This is a genomic window from Streptomyces sp. A5-4 (genome assembly GCF_051131715.1).
Lineage (GTDB): Bacteria > Actinomycetota > Actinomycetes > Streptomycetales > Streptomycetaceae > Streptomyces.
In genome coordinates, this window is record NZ_CP178591.1 from 8,123,461 (window position 1) to 8,141,296 (window position 17,836).

Consider the following 17,836-nt stretch of genomic DNA (forward strand, 5'->3'; position numbering starts at 1 on the left):
TACCGGGTGCGTGGCGGGGAGCGGGTGTCACGACGACAGCCCGCGCCGCCACCCCGGCGGGGCGGCGCGGGCTGTCACCGGTCAGCGGTGGCCGTGCCCGTGACCCTGGCCATGGTCATGGACCGAGTTGGTCGCGGCGATCTTCTTCCACGACTTGGGCTGCGCCGGCTTCGCGTCCGCTCCGCTCGCGCGGGCGACCCGCGCGTCGGCCGCGGCCGGAGTGCCCGGCTTCGAGGGCTCGTACAGCCAGGTGTCGAAGAGCTCGGCGAGCGGCTTGCCCGAGGTCTTCTCCGCGAACTTCACGAAGTCGCCCACATTCGCGTTGCCGTAGGCGTACTTGGCGGTCCAGCCCTTGAGGATCTTGGAGAAGTCCTCGTCGCCGACCTCGTTGCGCAGCGCCTGCACGGCGAGCGCGCCCCGGTCGTACACGGCGATGTCGAACTGCTTGTCCGCACCCGGGTCGCCCGGCTTGACCGTCCAGAACGGGGAGTCGGCGGCGTTCGTCTCGTAGACATAGTCCGCCAGCTCCTGCGCGGTGCCCTCGCCCTCCTTCTCCGACCACAGCCACTGGCTGTAGCGGGCGAAGCCCTCGTTGATCCAGATGTCCTTCCAGCCCTTGACCGAGACGCTGTCGCCGTACCACTGGTGGGCCAGCTCATGGACGACGACCGAGACGTTCGAGCCGTTCGCGAACTGGCGCGGGCTGTAGAACGGCCGGGTCTGGGTCTCCAGGGCGTATCCGCTGGTCACGTTCGGGACGTAACCGCCCAGCGCGTTGAAGGGGTAGGGGCCGAAGACCTCAGTCAGCCAGTCGGCGACCTCCCCGGTGCGCTCGATGCTGGCGCGTGCGGCACCCGCGTTGTCACCGAGGTCCTTGCTGTACGCGTTGAGCACCGGCAGACCGCTCTCGGTCTTGTCGGTGGTGATGTCGAACTTCCCGACCGCGAGCGTCGCGAGATAACTGGCCTGCGGCTTGTTCGAGCGCCAGGCGAAGCGCGTCCAGCCGATCTTCGAGCTCTGCGACTGGAGCACGCCGTTGCTGATCGCCTGGGTGCCGTCGGGCACCGAGACCGACACGTCGTACGTCGCCTTGTCGAGCGGGTGGTCGTTGCTCGGGAACCACCACACGGCCGAGTCGGGCTCCTGGGCGGCGACACCGCCGTCCGGGGTGCGGTGCCAGGCCGTGTAGCCGCCGATCTTGAGCTCGGAGGGCTTCCCGGCATAGCGGACGACGACCGAAAGTGTCTTGTTCTTCTCCACCGGCGACGCCGGGGTGACGACCAGCTCCTGGTCGCCCTCCTTGACGAACGTCGCCTTCTTGCCGTTGACCCGAACCTCGCTCACCTTGAGGCCGAAGTCGAGATTGAAACGGGAAAGATTCTGCTTGGTGGTGGCGAGGATCGTCGCCGTACCCTCCAGCAGGTCCGTTTTGGGCTGGTACTTCAGGCGCAGGTCGTAATGGGATACGTCGTATCCGCCGTTGCCGCTGGCCGGGTAATAGGGGTCGCCGATACCCGGGGCGCCCGGAGTGCTGTGCTCTCCGGGGGAAACTCCCCCAGGCCCCCTCGCTGCGGCCGATGCCGGGATCGCCAGCAGCAAAGAGGCAGCGAGTGCGCTCGGGGCGATGAGTCTGCGGTGCACGGATGCTCCAAGTGGTCAGTCCGAAGGATCTGTTCGCACTCTATTCAGCCCCCCTGCCACCAGTCATGTCCATGGTCGCTCCTGTCACATGACTGCCATGTGGCCGACATGTCACCTCTCGCCCGGTTAAGGAGTGTGCGATCGTCCCACTGTGCTCTGCTGCCCTCTTTTCCACGGCAGTTGACCGGAGTACCTTCCGGCCATGCCGATACCTGCGCGGGGCACCCGAATGAAGTGGCACAGACTCATACCGGTGGCCGCGGCCGCCCTGATGGCCGTAATGATCTCCCCGGCGGGCGCCCAGGGCGCCGCGGCCGGACCCAAGGAGAGCAAACCCGTCTACTCCTACGACGACGCGATACGCGAATCCGTATGGGTGGACACCAGAATCGACGGCGACTCGGACGGGAAGACCGACCGGGTCGCCGTCGATATCGTCCGGCCCAGGGAACCCGCCCAGCAGGGGCGCAAAATACCGGTGATCATGGATGCCAGCCCCTACTACGCATGCTGCGGGCGCGGCAACGAGAGCCAGAAGAAGACGTACGACGCGAACGGCAAACCGGTCCAGTTCCCGCTCTACTACGACAACTACTTCGTGCCCCGCGGCTACGGCTTCGTCGCCGTCGACCTCGCCGGAACCAGCCGCTCGGACGGTTGCGTCGATGTCGGAGGCCGCTCCGACGTCCAGTCCGCCAAGGCCGTTGTCGACTGGCTGAACGGGCGCGGCAAGGCATACACCACCCGCACCGGTGGCGCGCCCGCCAAGGCCGGCTGGACCAACGGCAACACCGGGATGATCGGCAAGAGTTACGACGGCACCGTCGCCAACGGCGTCGCGGCGACCGGCGTCGAGGGCCTCAAGACCATCGTCCCGATCGGCGCGATCTCCTCCTGGTACGACTACTACTTCGCCCAGGGCGCCCCGCTCTACGACAGCGGCCCCGAGTGGCTCTCGGACTACGTGGAGAGCCCCGAGGCCCGCGAACGCTGCAAGGCCGTCCAGCAGAAGCTGATCGACGGGGCGCCGCGCACCGGTGACCTGACCCGGCTGTGGAGCGAGCGCGATCACGTGCCGGACGCGGACAAGGTCGAGGCGAGCGTCTTCGTCGTCCACGGCATGCAGGACCTCAACGTCCGCACCAAGCACTTCGGTCAGTGGTGGGACGCCCTCGCCGACGAGGGCGTGGACCGCAAGATCTGGCTGTCCCAGACCGGCCACGTCGACCCCTTCGAATTCCGCCGCGGAGACTGGGTCAAGACCCTGCACCGCTGGTTCGACCATGAACTCCTGGGCTACGACAACGGCATCGACCGCGAACCGATGGCCGACATCGAGCGCGCCCCCGACCAGTGGTCCACCGACAAGGTCTGGCCGCCCCGCTCCACCGACGCCACCACCGTGCGCCCCGGCAAGGGCGCCGCGCCCGGCGTCGGCACCCTCGGCGTCAAGCGCGCCAAGCCCGGCGCCACCGAGACCTTCACCGACGACCCCAAGCTGAGCGAGACCGACTGGGCCGCGCAGATCGACCGCTCCACCCCGTCCAAGGCCGGGTTCACCACCCAGCCGCTCACCCGCGACCTGCGGCTTTCGGGCTCCTCCAAGGTGACGGTCACCGCGACGCCCTCGACGCCGACCGCCCACCTCTCCGCGGTTCTCGTCGACCTGGGCCCCGCGACCATCCGGGACTACGCCGACGCGGGCGAAGGCATCACCACCCTCCTCGAGCGCACCTGCTGGGGCCCGAGCACCGCCGGTGACAGCTCCTGCTTCAAGGATGCCGCCGCCAAGACGGCGGACGTCGACTACACGGTCTTCAGCCGTGGTTGGGCCGACCTGGGCACCTACGCCGACCCGGGCAAGGGCCGCCCGCTCACTCCAGGCAAGCAGTACACGATCACCCTGGACCTCGCCGCGAGCGACCACGTCGTGCCGGCCGGCCACCGGCTCGCGCTGATCGTCGGCGGCACCGACGCCGGGCTCATCGACCCGCCGTCCACCACCCCGACCCTCGGCATCGACCTGCACCGCACGGCTGCGAAGCTCCCGTTCGTCGGCGGCGACAAGGCATTTGCCCGCGCCACCGCGGGCTCCGGCGCGCACACTCCGTCCGGCGCCCTCCTCGACGGCGTCGCCGAACCGCGATCCCTCCGTCCGATCCCGGGAGGCACCCCCTGATGCCCGCCCGTATCCGCGCCCTCGCGCTCGGAGTCACGGCCGTCGCAATGGCGGCCCCGCTCCTCGCGGCGCCCGCGCAGGCGACGCCCGCCCCGCCCCGCAGCGGGTTCGAGACCAGCGACCGCGCGCGCTGGACCACCCAGCCCGAGGAGCAGAGCTTCCTGAAGGCAGTCGACCGCGGCAGCGAGCGCGTCACGATGTCCGCGATCGGCGCCACGAAACAGGGTCGCCCGCTCCAGCTCGTACGCATCGGCACGCACCGCACCGCCAACACCGCGCTGCTGATCTGCTCCCAGCACGGTGACGAACCCTCCGGCCGCGAGGCCTGTCTGACGACGGTGCGCGACCTCGCGTACGCCAAGGACAAGCAGACCCGCGACTTCCTCAAGCGCACCACCGTCCTGGTCATCCCCACCGCCAACCCCGACGGGCGGGCCGCCGACACCCGCGGCAATTCCGACGGGGTCGACATCAACAGGGACCACATCGCCCTGCGCACCGCGGAGAGCCGTGCGATGGCGGCCGTCCTGCGGGACCACCGCCCGGACCTCGTCTACGACCTGCACGAGTACGGCGCGACCGTGCCGTACTACGACAAGGACCTGCTGGCGCTGTGGCCACGCAACCTCAACACCGACGACCGGGTGCACACGGAGGCCCGTACGCTCTCGGAGTCGTATGTGCGCCCCGGGACCGAGGACGCCGGATTCAGCACCGGCATCTACGGGATCTGGACCGACCCGGAGACGGGGGAGCCGATCGAGCAGGTGGCGGGCGACGGCCAGGAGCGCATCCTGCGCAACACGGCGGGCGCCAAGCACTCCGTGGGGCTCCTGGTGGAGACCCGGGTCGACGCACTCACCGACGCGGAGAAGAAGGATCCGGCCCGCAACAACCGGCGCCGCGTCGACTCCCACCTGGCCGCCCTCGACGGCGCGTTCACCTTCGCCGAGGAACGACGTGGCCGGATCGAGGCGGCCACCACCCTGGCGCGGCTGGCGGGCTTCGCCGACCGCGGTCCCGTGTACCTCGGTGGCGCGGACAACGACCCGGCCGAGCCTGCCGAGATCATCCAGGACCCGCCCTGCGGATACCGGCTCACCGGGGCGCAGTACGCGGACATCAAGGATGAACTGGAGCTGCACGGTGTCGTGTCGGAGCGTGACGGCGCGGGGGCGTTTGTTTCGTTGCGTCAGACTCTGCGTGACCTGGTCGTTCTGCTCCTGGACGAGCGTGCGGCGTATCACATCGCTATCGGTCGGCCTGACACTCGCTGTTAGACAGTTGTGATGTGCAGCACTTGTGGTATGGGGTAGCGGTGACTGAAACGAACCCCTGTGAGAGGTACTGCCTGTGACGCACGACGGACCAACTACGAGCGACGCGGGGAAGGGGGCAGGGTCAGTACCTGTCCACCTTCCCGGCAGTCCTCATCTGACCCCGGCTCCCCAGACCGACCGCATCGTGTTCGGCGTCACCGCCGTCTTCACGGTGGCGTTCGTGGTCTGGGGCGCCGTGGCGACCGAGCAGCTGGAAAGCGTCTCGGGCAGGCTCCTGAAGGGGCTGATGCACAACGGCGGTTGGGCCTTCATGCTCGCCGCCTCCGGCTTCGTCGTCTTCGCCCTGTGGCTCGCCATCAGTCGCTACGGGAAGATCACCCTCGGTGAGGAGGGGGAGAAGCCCGAGTTCCGCACGGTGTCCTGGGTGGCGATGATGTTCAGCGCCGGCATGGGTATCGGCCTGATGTTCTTCGGCGTCAGCGAGCCTCTCTCACACCTCAGCTCGCCCCCGCCCGGCAGCGACCCCGCCACCTCGGCGGAGGCCATGCAGACGGCGATGGCCACCACTCTGTTCCACTGGACGCTCCACCCGTGGGCGATCTACGCGGTGGTCGGTCTCGCCATCGCGTACAGCACCTTCCGGCGCCGCAGGCGCCAGACGATCAGCGCGGTCTTCACCCCGCTCATCGGTGAGAAGCACGCCAACGGCGGTGTGGGCCGGGCGATTGACATCCTCGCGATCTTTGCCACGCTCTTCGGCTCCGCCGCCTCGCTGGGCCTCGGCGCCCTCCAGATCGGCAGCGGAGTCCAGGAGCTGGACTGGAAGAAGACGGTGGGCACCGGCCTGCTCGTCACGATCATCGCCGTGCTCACGGTCGCGTTCGTCGCTTCCGCCATCTCCGGTGTGGAGAAGGGCATTCAGTGGCTGTCCAACATCAACATGGTGCTGGCCGGACTCCTGGTCCTGTTCGTCTTCATCGTGGGCCCGACCATCTTCATGCTCGACCTGCTGCCGACCTCCCTGGGCGCGTATCTGGGTGATCTGCCGCAACTCATCGGCCGGACCGAGGCGACCGGCAGCAAGGACGTCGCGGACTGGCTGGGCAGCTGGACCGTCTTCTACTGGGCCTGGTGGATCTCCTGGACGCCGTTCGTCGGCATGTTCATTGCCAGGATCAGCCGCGGCCGTACGATCCGTCAGTTCGTCGGCGGCGTCATCCTGGTGCCGAGCACCGTCAGCCTGCTCTGGTTCGCCGTCTTCGGCGGCACGGCCATGAAGCTGCAGGTGGCCGGAAAGCTCTCCGACGAGGCGACCCCCGAGGGCCAGCTCTTCGGTGTACTCCAGGAGTACCCCATCGCCACCGCGACGAGCCTGCTCGTCATGATTCTGGTGGGCATCTTCTTCGTCTCGGGCGCCGACGCGGCGTCCATCGTGATGGGCACGCTCTCGCAGAAGGGCTCCTTCGAGCCCAGCAAGTTCGTGGTCGTCTTCTGGGGTGTGGTGACGGGCGCGGTCGCGGCCGTGATGCTGCTCATCGGCGACGGTGAGAGCGACGCACTGGCCGGACTGCAGAATCTGACGATCCTCGTGGCGGCGCCATTCGCCGTCGTGATGATCGGGATGTGCTTCGCGCTGATGCGCGACCTGCACAAGGACCCGCTGATCGTGCGCGGCGAGAAGGGCCTGGAAGCCATCGAGACGGCCGTGATCGCCGGCCACGAGCAGTACGACGGTGACTTCGAGCTGCAGATCGGCCCGGGTACCGGCGACACCGACACCAACGGGGAATCGGGCACGACCGGGGTGGAAGAGCCCGTAGGGCGCCCCTGAGACGGTTGCCGCCGACCGCGCAGTGCCGCTCGCGCGGCGCGGCCGGCGGCCCCGCCCGGTCGCACCGCTTCTCAGCTCGGTCCCACCGCTCCTCAGCTCGCGACCAGCCGGGCCGCATCCCGCGCGCAGCCCCACGCGACGGTGACGCCCGCGCCCCCGTGCCCGTAGTTGTGCACACACAGCGCCCCGGACGGCGACCGCTCCGCGGCGAGCCGCACCCCGCCCGCGCGCGCCGGACGCAACCCGACGCGGTGCTCCAGGATCCGGGCGCCCGCCACCTCGGGCCGGACCCGGGAACAGCGCTCCACGATCGCCCGCGCCACAGCCGGATCGGGTTCCGTGACCCAGTCGTCCTCCTGCGCGGTGCCGCCCAGGACCAGACCGTACGGCTGCGGGAAGAGATACACCGACTCCGCGCCGTGCGTGGCCGCCACGTACCAGGTGTCGACGCCCGGATTCTCGACCACCACCAACTGGCCGCGCACCGAACCCATTTCGGGATCCGGCACCAGCTCGCGCGCCCCGAGGCCGGTGCAGTTGACGACGAGGGGACCCGCCTCGTCGAGGCGCTCGGCAGCGCGCAGCTCCAGCACACCTCCGGCCGTCTCCAGCCGGTGGCGCAGATACCGCAGATGCGTGGGCATGTCGATCAGCGGGAGCGAGGCCCGCAGGCCCTGCGGATCCGCACGCAGCCCCGGTACTGCGGCGGCCCACGGCCCCAGACCGGCCAGTGCGGTGCCCGCCATGACCCCCGGCATCAGCCGCACGCCCGTCTCGTCGGGGGAGCGGGCCAGTCGCTCGTACACTCGAAGTGAGGCCAGCGACCAGGCGCCCACCCGTTCCTCGGGCTCGATGCGATACGGCCACCACAGCGCGCCCGCCACCGCGGACGTCGTCGCGTCCACCGGCTCCCTGCTCCACACCCGTACCGGAGTTCCGCTCTCCGCGAGAGTGACGGCCGTCGTCAGCCCGATCACCCCGCCACCCACCACGATCACTTCGCTGCCCATGGACGGACCCTAAGCGCTGTCCCGGACGCTCTCCGGGGGCGGCCGACAATCGAATGTGTGATGGCACGCTCACGACACGTCATCAGTGGGGATACTCAGGACATGTCTGCCGAGTACGCGACCTTCGGGCTGGCTCCTGCGATGCGCGCCGGGGGAGTCCTCAGCGACGGCGCCTACCAAGTGCACCGTGAATTCATGGACTTCGTCGTCGACGGCCGCCCCTTGCTCTACCGGCTCTCCGACCTCGACGCCGTCTCCCCGCTCGCCTCCGACGTACCGCCCGCCATCTTCACCGAGCACGTGCGCAGCCTGCTGCTCGAAGCGGACGCACCCCTGGCCGACGGCCGGTACATCATATACGGCTGCCCCGAGTGCGAGGGTCTGGAGTGCGGAGCGGTCACCGCCGTGATCGAACGGGCGGGGGAGGACTTCGTCTGGCGCGACTTCGCCTGGCAGACCAGCGAGGTGGCCGACCTGGAGCTGAACGGCTACCACGGGATAGGTCCCTTCCGTTTCGACGGCGAGCAGTATCGCGCCGCTCTGCAACGGCTGGCGACCGGCGCCGACGAGCCGCCCGCCCGCCGCCGCGTCCTGCTGATCGGCGCACGCGTCGCGCTCCTGGCCAAGCTCGCCGCGGCCCTGCGGACCATCAACATCGGCGCGGACATCACCCACGACGCGGCGAACGCCCCCGACGAGGAGCTGCGGGAGTACGGCGTGGTCGCCTTCGGACAGTCGGTCGACGAGCAGGAACGCACCGCCGTACAGGCCGCCTTCGCGCGGGCCGGTGCGGACGTCGCCTACATCGACGCGCTGGCGCCCATCGTGCCGCTGCTCGTCGCCCAGATCGAGCAGGCCCTGGACCGCAGCCCACCGGAGCAGCGCCGACTGACACGGCTGGTGGCCGTCGAGGGCGAAGCCGGCGTGGAGGTCACCTCGACCTGCCGGGTACAGCTGATCTCGTACCGCCTGGACCGGCTCCACCGGGCCCACACCCATGACGTCTTCGACGCCGAGCTGGAGCCCGGCAAACACCGGATCGCGCTGGACGAGCAGGCGACGAGAGGGCGGTCCTTCATCGTGGCGCGCACGATGGGCGGGGTGCTCGTCGCCCCCATGGTGCGCTGAGCCCCGGAGGCCGTTCGATAGGATCCGTGGCCTGATGACTGCAACTCTCGTCGCCAAAGATCTCGCCGCGGGCCACGGCGACCGCTCGCTCTTCTCCGGCCTCGACCTGGTCGTCGCACCCGGCGACGTGATCGGTCTCGTCGGAGTCAACGGTGCGGGGAAATCCACGCTGCTGCGCCTCCTCGCCGGGCTCGACACCCCCGAGGGCGGCGAGCTGAGGCTCTCCCCGCCCACCGCCACCGTCGGTCACCTCCCGCAGGAGCCCGAACGCCGCGAGGGCGAGACGGTACGGGCCTTCCTCGCCCGGCGCACCGGCGTCGCCGGCGCGCAGCTGGCGCTGGACGAGGCGACGCAGGCACTCGTCGACGAGACACCGGGCGCGGACGACGCGTACTCCACGAGCCTGGAGCGCTGGCTCGACCTCGGCGCCGCCGACCTCGACGAGCGGGCCGAGGAGGTCACCGCCTCGCTCGGTCTGACCGTCGGTCTCGACCGGCCGATGACCGAGCTCTCCGGTGGCCAGGCCGCCCGTGCGGGCCTCGCCTCGCTGCTCCTGTCGCGCTACGACGTCTTCCTGCTCGACGAGCCGACCAACGACCTCGACCTGGACGGCCTGGAGCGCCTGGAGCGCTTCGTCGCCGGACTGCGCGCCGGCACCGTCGTCATCAGCCACGACCGGGAGTTCCTCACCCGCACGGTCACCAAGGTCCTGGAGCTCGACCTCGCCCAGCAGCAGATCACGCTCTACGGCGGTGGCTACACGGCGTACCTCGAAGAGCGGGAGACCGCCCGCAGGCACGCCCGTGAGGGGTACGAGGAGTACGCCGACAAGAAGGCGGGTCTCGAAGCGCGCGGCCACATGCAGCGCTCCTGGATGGACAAGGGTGTCAAGAACGCCCGCCGTAAGGCGACCGACGGAGACAAGCTCGGCCGCAATGCCCGCAGCGAGGCCAGCGAGAAGCAGGCGGCGAAGGCCCGCCAGACCCAGCGCATGATCGAGCGCCTGGACACGGTCGAGGAGCCCCGCAAGGAGTGGGAGCTGCAGATGGAGATCGCGACGGCGCCGCGCTCCGGGGCGGTCGTGGCGACCCTGCGCGAGGCCGAGGTGCGCCGCGGCGACTTCACCTTCGGCCCGGCGTCGCTGCAGATCGACTGGGCGGACCGGGTCGCGATCACCGGAGCCAACGGCGCGGGCAAGTCCACGCTGCTCGCCGTCCTGCTGGGCAGGCTGACACCGGACGCGGGATACGCGACGCTCGGCCCCGGGGTGGTGGTCGGCGAGGTCGACCAGGCCCGTGGTCTCTTCTACGGTACGGAAACGCTCCTCGCCGCGTTCTGCGCGGCGGTCCCGGACACCGAACCGGCGGAGGTGCGCACGCTGCTGGCCAAGTTCGGCCTCCGGGCGGATCACGTGCTGCGCCCCGCCACGACGCTCTCACCGGGGGAGCGGACCCGGGCGGCACTGGCGCTGCTGCAGGGCCGGGGCGTGAACCTGCTCGTCCTGGACGAGCCGACGAACCACCTGGACCTGGTGGCGATCGAGCAACTGGAGTCGGCTCTCGACTCCTACGCGGGCACGCTGCTGCTGGTCACGCACGACCGCCGGATGCTGGACGCGGTCCGCACGACGCGACGCGTCGAGGTCACGGACGGCAAGGTGCACGAGCACTGACGGGTGGGGTCGCCTGCGGCGCTGTCCCTCACCCGCCCCTTCCCGAAGCGTGGGCCCCGCCTCGGACCGCGCCCAAGGACATGCCCGAAGGGCGCTCCGGGGGCCTGGAGACTTGCCCCCACTGAGGGGTACGGGCTCACGGGCGGGGGCGGGGTGGGAAACAAGCCCGCCCCCGCCCCCGCCTTCGCCTCAGCCCCGCTTCGGGTCCGTGAGCCCCGCCTTGCGCAGTGCGTCCGCCATCGCGCTGTTCGCCGGAGCAGGGGCCGGACGGCCGCCGCCACCTCCGCCGCTCCCGCCGCTCCCGCCGCTACGCTGCTGCTGAGGGCGCCCCTGCCGCTGCTGCGGCGGCCTGCCACCCGAGGCGCCGACGGCCGGGCCGCCGCCCGAGCCGCCGGGGCTCCGCTCACGCTTCTGGCCGCCACCGCCACCGCCCGGCTGCGACGCGTCGTCGTCCAGCCGCAGCGTCAGCGAGATCCGCTTGCGCGGAATGTCCACGTCCATGACCTTGACCTTCACGACGTCGCCGGACTTGACGACGTCCCGCGGGTCCTTGACGAAGGTCTTGGACAGCGCCGACACATGCACGAGGCCGTCCTGGTGGACGCCGACGTCCACGAACGCACCGAACGCCGCGACGTTCGTGACAACGCCTTCGAGCACCATCCCGGGCGCCAGGTCGCCGAGCTTCTCGACGCCCTCCTTGAAGGTCGCCGTCTTGAACGCGGGCCGCGGGTCGCGACCGGGCTTCTCCAGCTCCCGCAGGATGTCCGTGACGGTGGGCAGCCCGAACTTCTCGTTCACGTAGTCGGTCGGCTTCAGCGAGCGCAGCACCGGCGCGTTGCCGATGAGCGTGCCGACGCCGCTGCCCGCGGCCTTCACCATCGCCCGCACCACGGGGTACGCCTCGGGGTGCACGCTCGACGCGTCGAGCGGGTCCTCGCCGCCCTGGATCCGCAGGAAGCCCGCGCACTGCTCGTACGCCTTCGGGCCGAGCCGTGCCACGTCCTTGAGACCCTTGCGGGAGCGGAATGGACCGTTGGCGTCCCGGTGCGAGACGATGTTCTCGGCGAGCCCGGACCCGATGCCGGAAACCCGCGAAAGCAGCGGCGCGGACGCGGTGTTGACGTCCACTCCCACCCCGTTCACACAGTCCTCGACGACCGCGTCGAGTGAACGTGACAGCTTCACCTCGGACAGGTCGTGCTGATACTGGCCGACACCGATCGACCTGGGGTCGATCTTGACCAGCTCGGCCAACGGGTCCTGGAGACGGCGCGCGATCGATACCGCGCCCCGGATCGTGACGTCGAGGTCCGGCAGCTCCTGCGAGGCGAAGGCGGACGCCGAGTACACGGACGCGCCGGCCTCCGACACCATCACCTTCGTCAGCTTCAACTCGGGGTGCTTGTCGCACAGTTCACCGGCGAGCTTGTCGGTCTCGCGGGACGCCGTGCCGTTGCCGATCGCGATCAGCTCGACGTTGTGGTCCTTGGCGATGCGCGCCAGCTTGGTGAGGGACTCGTCCCACTTGTTCTGCGGGACGTGCGGGTGGATCACGTCCTGTGCGACGACCTTGCCGGTCGCGTCCACGACGGCGACCTTCACGCCCGTGCGGAAGCCCGGGTCGAGTCCGAGCGTGGCGCGGCTGCCCGCCGGGGCCGCGAGGAGCAGGTCACGCAGGTTCGACGCGAATACCTTGACCGCCTCGTCCTCGGCGGCCGTGCGCAGCCGCAGCCGCAGGTCGATCCCGAGGTGCACCAGGATCCGGGTTCGCCACGCCCAGCGCACGATCTCGCCGAGCCACTTGTCGCCGGGGCGGCCCTGGTTGGTGATCCCGAAGCGGTGGGCGACCATGGCCTCGTACGTGGAAGGGCCGGGCTCCTCGGAGGGCTCCTCCGGCTCCAGGACCAGGTCGAGTACGTCTTCCTTCTCGCCCCTGAGCATGGCCAGCACCCGGTGCGACGGCAGGGCGGTGAAGGGTTCGGCGAAGTCGAAGTAGTCGGCGAACTTGGCGCCCGCCTCCTCCTGGCCCGTCCGGACCTTGGCGGCCAGCCGGCCGCGCGACCACATGCGCTCACGGACCTCGCCGATCAGGTCGGCGTCCTCCGAGAAGTGCTCGGTGAGGATCGCCCGCGCGCCCTCCAACGCGGCTGCGGAGTCCGCGACGCCCTTGTCGGCGTCCACGAACGCGGCGGCCTCGGCCAGCGGGTCGCGGCCCGGGTCGCCGAGCAGGCCACGGGCGAGCGGCTCCAGTCCGGCCTCGCGCGCGATCTGTGCCTTCGTCCTGCGCTTGGGCTTGAACGGCAGGTAGATGTCTTCCAGTCGGGCCTTGGTGTCGGCGGCCCTGATCCGCGCCTCAAGGGCCTCGTCCAGCTTGCCCTGTTCGCGTACGGACTCCAGGACCGCGGCCCGTCGCTCCTCCAGCTCGCGCAGATACCGCAGCCGCTCCTCAAGGGTGCGCAGCTGCGCATCGTCGAGCTCCTCGGTCGCTTCCTTGCGGTAACGAGCGATGAACGGCACGGTCGAACCGCCGTCGAGCAACTCGACGGCGGCCCGGACCTGCCGCTCCTTGACGCCGAGTTCCTCGGCGATACTGCCTTCGATGGACGTCGTCACGATGTTCCCGACTCGCCTTCTCCTGCGGGCTGTGCTTGAGCCTGCATTGTGCAGGGTTGTCGGGTCCTCTGTCGCGTGCCCACCGGCCGGTCAGGCCCGGCGCCCTCCGCGCGACGCGGTGCTCGACGCGCCGCCGAACAGCTTTGCCACCAGCCGGAAGGGCGATGTCACCACCGTGGCGATGGCCGAGCCAGCCATACGGAATCCGTCTCCTGTCGCACGAAGCACGTTGGACCTCCTGTTATTTCGGAGTCTCGGTGTCTCGTTTCCGACATCGGTACGGGTTGCCGGGACGGTGGCGGCGCGCAAACTCCCCCGACATGGCACTGTCCCATTACCCGGCCACGGGCCGGGTCGTCAGCCGTTCAGATCGGCGGGGAATGCGCCCGCCCCGAGCGCGGCTCCGAGAAAGACGCGTCCCACCTCGGTGAGCCGCTCGACGCCCGCCGCGCCCAGGTGCTCGTACGGGGCGGCGTCGAGCCGGTCCGTCGTCTCCTCCAGCTCCTGCCGCAGCTTTACGCCGGCCTCGGTCAGGGCGCCTTCGCCGTCCAGCAGTCCGCGTCCCCGCAGTCGCCCGGACGCCGCGTCCCAGTCCGCCCGGCGCCAGCCGCGGGTGGCCAGGATCCAGCGGGGAGACATGCCCTTGCCCGTCGCGGTATGGCTGACCAGGGCCTCCAGCGGGTCGAGCCCGGCGCCGATGAGGGCGGCCAGGTGACCGTCGCCGCGGTGCTCGCGCAGCAGCGTCGCGGCGTGCCAGTACGCGAGGTGGGGCTGCTCGGGCACCGGCAGGTCGGCGTGCGCGGCGTACAGCGGGCGGGCGTGCGGGGTGCAGGCCTCGGCGGCCCGCAGGGCGAGCCCGGCCGCCTCGGCCATCAGGTCGGAGGCCGCGGCCTCCTCGCCGAGCAGCCGCCGCAGCGTGCTGTCGGCGGCGCGCAGCCGCGCCGCGAGCACGGTCTCGGGTGAGGCGGTCCGCCACACCGCGGGGACGTGGCGGGCCACGAGCTCTTGGTTGAAGTTGTAGAAGGTGGCGGTGATCACGCCGGGCCCGACCGCGCCCATGGCGGCGGCGCGGCCCGCGAAGTAGGCGGCGTTGTTGTCCTCGACGCCCACTCCGGCGAGCTCCTTGGCGAAGTCCGGGGAGAAGTACACCGTCGAGTGCAGTGGGTTCAGGGCGTTGTGGCAGCGGCGGCCGGCGCGCGCGGGCAGAGAGGTCATACCCGTACGTTACCGACTGGTCGGTACGCCCGGAAGTGGCGGGCCCCAATGGCAGCAAAGGAGGGGTATTCGTCATTGCGGACAACGGCGGAGCGCCGAAGGATGGAACCCATGACGCAGCGATCCGTACTCGTCGTGCTCTTCGACGACGTCCAGAGCCTCGATGTGACCGGCCCGGTTGAGGTATTCGCCGGCGCCGCCCACGCCGGGGGCGAATCGGCCGCGTACCGCATCCGTACCGCGTCCCTCGACGGCTCTCCGGTCCGCACCACCAGCGGACTCACGATCGTCCCCGACGGCAGCCTCGCCGACGAGCCCGCGCCGCACACCTTGGTCGTCCCGGGCGGGTGGGGCACCCGCGACCCCGACCCGTGCCTGACCGACTGGCTGCGGGCGAACGCCGCGGGCGCCGAGCGGCTGGTCTCCGTCTGCACCGGCGCGCTGCTGCTCGCCGAGGCGGGGCTGCTCGACGGGCTCAGGGTGACCACCCACTGGATGGTCTGCGACCACCTCGCCCGCACCTACCCGGCCGTCGAGGTCGACCCGGACCCGATCTATGTGCGGGACGGCAGGGTGGCGACCTCCGCCGGTGTCACCGCGGGGATCGACCTCGCGCTCGCGCTGGTCGAGGAGGACCTGGGCAGGGACATGGCGCTGACCATCGCCCGCCATCTCGTCGTGTTCCTGCGGCGCCCGGGAAACCAGGCTCAGTTCAGCGCCCAGCTCGCCGCCCAGACGGCGCAGCGCGAACCCTTGCGGGAGGTTCAGCAGTGGATCATCGAACACCCCGGGGGTGATCTGTCGGTGGAGGCGCTGGCCGACCGTGCCCGCCTCTCACCCCGGCACTTCGCCCGCGCCTTCAGGTCGGAGACCGGCAGCACCCCCGGCCGGTACGTGGAGCGCGTACGCCTGGAGCACGCCAGACGGCTCCTGGAGGACTGCGCGGACGGCATCGAGGAGATCTCCCGCACCTGCGGCTACGGCACCGCGGAAGCGATGCGCCGCGCCTTCGTGAAATCGCTCGGCACCGCGCCCGCCGAATACCGCCGGCGCTTCCGCGGCCGGCCGACCGACCGGAACCACCCCGACCAGCCCTGGAGAAAGAACCCATGACCCGGTTCGCCATCCCGCTCTTCGACCGCTTCACCTCGCTGGACGCCGTCGGCCCCTACGAGATCCTCTGCCGTCTGCCGGACGCCGAGGTGGTCTTCGTCGCCGAACGGACCGGACCGGTGTCCAACGACCGGGGTGAGCTGGCGCTGGTCGCGACGCACACCTTCGCCGACGTCCCGAGCTCGGACATCGTCGTCGTACCGGGCGGCCCCGGCCAGAGCGACCAGATGGGGAACGAGACGCTGCTCGGCTGGCTGCGCGCCGTCGACGCCACCACCACCTGGACGACCTCGGTCTGTACGGGTTCGCTGCTGCTCGCCGCGGCCGGGCTGCTCACCGGCCGCCGGGCCACCTCGCACTGGCTCGCCCTCGACGACCTGAAGGCCCTCGGCGCCGAGCCGACCGGGGAGCGGGTCGTCATCGACGGGAAGTACGTCACCGCGGCGGGAGTCTCCTCCGGCATCGACATGGGTCTCACCCTGAGCGGCAGGATCGCTGGCGACCGGCACGCCCAGACCGTGCAGCTGCTGGTGGAGTACGACCCCCAGCCGCCCTACGACGCCGGGTCGCCCGAGAAGGCGCCGGCCGAGATTGTCCAGTGGTGGCGGGAGCGGAGCCGCTTCGTTCCTAAGTAGTCCAGGTGAAGCGGGGCGCGCGGCGCTCCAGGAAGGCGGCGACCCCCTCCGCGGTGTCGCCGCTGCCGCGCGCCTCCTCGGCCCAGTGGGCTTCCCGGCCGGCCCGGCCGGAGACGAACTCCTTCGCGGCGGCCTGGGTGAGCTGCGAGCGTCCGGCCAGCACCCGGGTGAACTCCTCGACGCGCTTGCCGAGTTGCCCGGCGGGCAGCACCTCGTCGACCAGGCCGGTGCGCAGCGCCCGCTCTGTGTCGATCAACTCGGCGGAGAACAGCAGGTACTTGGCGGCCGACGGTCCCACCAGTGCTGCCAGCCGCCGGGTGGACGACGCGGGGTAGACGATCCCGAGCTTCGCGGGAGTGACGCCGAAAGAGGCGCCCTCCTCGGCGAATCGCAGATCGCAGGCCGCGGCGAGCTGACAGCCGCCGCCCACGCAGTAGCCGCGGACGGCGGCGAGTGTCGGTTTGGGGAAGGCGGCCAGGGACTCCTCGGCCCGCACCGCGAGATCCTGCGGGGCTTCGTCCGGCGCCCGGCCGTCCCCGGGGCCTCGCTCCGGCGCGCGCAGCGAGGAGATGTCCGCGCCGGCGCAGAAGGTGTCCCCGTCGCCGGTCAGCACCAGCGCCCGTACCTCCGGGTCGCCGGCGAACCGCTCCAGCAGTACCGGCAGCGTCCGCCACATCTGCGCGGTCATGGCATTGCGCTTGGCCGCATGGCTGATGACGACGGTGGCGACGCCGTCCACGACGCTGTGCTTCAGATGCGGCTCCATGCGCCGGATGCTATCCGGCCGGTACGAACCTATGATCGATGAGGGGCCGAGAAGTGGACGCAGCTGTCTGAGGAGTGGTCATGGCCGGTCCGACAGGTGAGGGCAAGAAGCTCAAGCGCGGCTTCGGCTGGCTGACGCTGCTCGGGGTGATCCTCGTGCTGGGAGGCCTTGTCGGCCTTGTGTACACGGGCGTCGCCACGCTGACCTCGATGCTTCTCTTCGGTTGGCTGCTGCTGATCGGCGGCCTCGTCGGACTGCTGCAGGCGGTCCAGTCGCGCGGTTCGAACTTCTTCTGGCTCGGCGTGGTGGTCGCCGCGCTGAATCTCGCGGCCGGCATCGTCGTCATCCGGCACCCCGAGGGGACGGCGGAGGCGCTCACGATGTTCGCCGCGCTGCTGTTCCTGACCGGCGGTGTCTTCCGGCTGGTCGGCTCCGTGGTCGTGCGCGGCCCGCAGTTCGGCTGGACGCTCGTGCAGGGCGCCTTCGGGGTACTGCTTGGCCTGCTGGTGCTCTTCGACTGGCCCCACAGCAGTCTCTACGTCCTGGGCTGTTTCTTCTCGCTCGCGTTGCTCTTCGACGGGCTCGGCCTGGTCGCCATCGGCACGGGTGGCCGCCGGATCGTCACCATGGTCTCGGACAGCATGACTTCGGACGCCACGGTACCGGCAGCAACGGAGAAGCCGGAGACGCAGGGGGACCGTGCGCCGATCGAACCACGAGAAGATCAGGAACAGCCACACAACTGACGTT

14 protein-coding genes are annotated in these 17,836 nt (G+C 70.5%); 8 read left to right on the forward strand and 6 right to left on the reverse strand.

Going from position 1 to position 17,836, the window contains the following annotated elements; all coding sequences use genetic code 11:
• Window positions 1–81: 81 nt before the first annotated feature.
• A complete protein-coding gene (locus tag ACLLJJ_RS37960) occupies window positions 82–1,641 on the reverse strand; it encodes a M1 family metallopeptidase (protein WP_434599258.1) in 1,560 nt (519 codons plus the stop codon).
• 229 nt (window positions 1,642–1,870) lie between these two features.
• On the opposite strand from ACLLJJ_RS37960, the gene ACLLJJ_RS37965 reads away from it, so the two are divergent.
• From ACLLJJ_RS37965 to ACLLJJ_RS37975, 3 genes are all read left to right on the forward strand, one after another.
• Window positions 1,871–3,820, forward strand: coding sequence for a Xaa-Pro dipeptidyl-peptidase (locus tag ACLLJJ_RS37965; protein ID WP_434599260.1), 1,950 nt, complete (start codon window positions 1,871–1,873; stop codon window positions 3,818–3,820).
• Window positions 3,820–5,100, forward strand: coding sequence for a M14 family metallopeptidase (locus ACLLJJ_RS37970; RefSeq protein ID WP_434599262.1), 1,281 nt, complete (start codon window positions 3,820–3,822; stop codon window positions 5,098–5,100). Before ACLLJJ_RS37965 ends, ACLLJJ_RS37970 begins: the two co-directional genes overlap by 1 nt.
• A 73-nt stretch (window positions 5,101–5,173) precedes the next feature.
• Complete coding sequence (locus ACLLJJ_RS37975) at window positions 5,174–6,931, forward strand: BCCT family transporter (protein WP_434599263.1); 1,758 nt, start codon at window positions 5,174–5,176, stop codon at window positions 6,929–6,931.
• A gap of 92 nt (window positions 6,932–7,023) precedes the next feature.
• Here the strand turns inward: ACLLJJ_RS37975 and ACLLJJ_RS37980 are convergent, their stop codons facing one another.
• Window positions 7,024–7,941 (reverse strand): FAD-dependent oxidoreductase, encoded by a 918-nt coding sequence (locus ACLLJJ_RS37980; RefSeq protein WP_434599264.1) that lies wholly within the window; start codon window positions 7,939–7,941, stop codon window positions 7,024–7,026.
• A 102-nt stretch (window positions 7,942–8,043) separates the two neighbouring features.
• On the opposite strand from ACLLJJ_RS37980, the gene ACLLJJ_RS37985 reads away from it, so the two are divergent.
• Window positions 8,044–9,069 carry an oxidoreductase gene (locus ACLLJJ_RS37985; protein ID WP_434599266.1) on the forward strand — a complete coding sequence of 342 codons (1,026 nt, stop codon included), beginning with the start codon at window positions 8,044–8,046 and terminating at the stop codon, window positions 9,067–9,069.
• A gap of 34 nt (window positions 9,070–9,103) precedes the next feature.
• A complete protein-coding gene (locus ACLLJJ_RS37990) occupies window positions 9,104–10,741 on the forward strand; it encodes an ABC-F family ATP-binding cassette domain-containing protein (RefSeq protein WP_434599267.1) in 1,638 nt (545 codons plus the stop codon).
• Window positions 10,742–10,930: 189 nt separating this feature from the next.
• Here the strand turns inward: ACLLJJ_RS37990 and ACLLJJ_RS37995 are convergent, their stop codons facing one another.
• The 3 genes from ACLLJJ_RS37995 to ACLLJJ_RS38005 form a co-directional block, all read right to left on the reverse strand.
• Window positions 10,931–13,357 carry a Tex family protein gene (locus ACLLJJ_RS37995; RefSeq protein ID WP_434599268.1) on the reverse strand — a complete coding sequence of 809 codons (2,427 nt, stop codon included), beginning with the start codon at window positions 13,355–13,357 and terminating at the stop codon, window positions 10,931–10,933.
• 90 nt (window positions 13,358–13,447) lie between these two features.
• On the reverse strand, window positions 13,448–13,585 hold the full coding sequence (locus ACLLJJ_RS38000) for an LPFR motif small protein (protein ID WP_434599269.1): 138 nt from the start codon (window positions 13,583–13,585) through the stop codon (window positions 13,448–13,450).
• Between the two features lie 129 nt (window positions 13,586–13,714).
• On the reverse strand, window positions 13,715–14,572 hold the full coding sequence (locus tag ACLLJJ_RS38005) for an SCO6745 family protein (protein WP_434599270.1): 858 nt from the start codon (window positions 14,570–14,572) through the stop codon (window positions 13,715–13,717).
• A 111-nt stretch (window positions 14,573–14,683) separates the two neighbouring features.
• Here ACLLJJ_RS38005 and ACLLJJ_RS38010 point away from each other — a divergent pair, with 111 nt between their 5' ends.
• Complete coding sequence (locus tag ACLLJJ_RS38010; RefSeq protein ID WP_434599271.1) at window positions 14,684–15,685, forward strand: GlxA family transcriptional regulator; 1,002 nt, start codon at window positions 14,684–14,686, stop codon at window positions 15,683–15,685.
• On the forward strand, window positions 15,682–16,320 hold the full coding sequence (locus ACLLJJ_RS38015; protein WP_434599272.1) for a DJ-1/PfpI family protein: 639 nt from the start codon (window positions 15,682–15,684) through the stop codon (window positions 16,318–16,320). The genes ACLLJJ_RS38010 and ACLLJJ_RS38015 overlap by 4 nt, the downstream gene beginning before the upstream one ends.
• Here the strand turns inward: ACLLJJ_RS38015 and ACLLJJ_RS38020 are convergent.
• Window positions 16,313–17,086 carry an enoyl-CoA hydratase/isomerase family protein gene (locus ACLLJJ_RS38020; RefSeq protein ID WP_434599273.1) on the reverse strand — a complete coding sequence of 258 codons (774 nt, stop codon included), beginning with the start codon at window positions 17,084–17,086 and terminating at the stop codon, window positions 16,313–16,315. The two genes, ACLLJJ_RS38015 and ACLLJJ_RS38020, sit on opposite strands and share 8 nt — an antisense overlap.
• Window positions 17,087–17,166: 80 nt before the next feature.
• Between ACLLJJ_RS38020 and ACLLJJ_RS38025 the strand changes: the two genes are divergently transcribed.
• Window positions 17,167–17,832 (forward strand): HdeD family acid-resistance protein, encoded by a 666-nt coding sequence (locus ACLLJJ_RS38025; protein WP_434599274.1) that lies wholly within the window; start codon window positions 17,167–17,169, stop codon window positions 17,830–17,832.
• The last annotated feature ends 4 nt before the right edge of the window (window positions 17,833–17,836 follow it).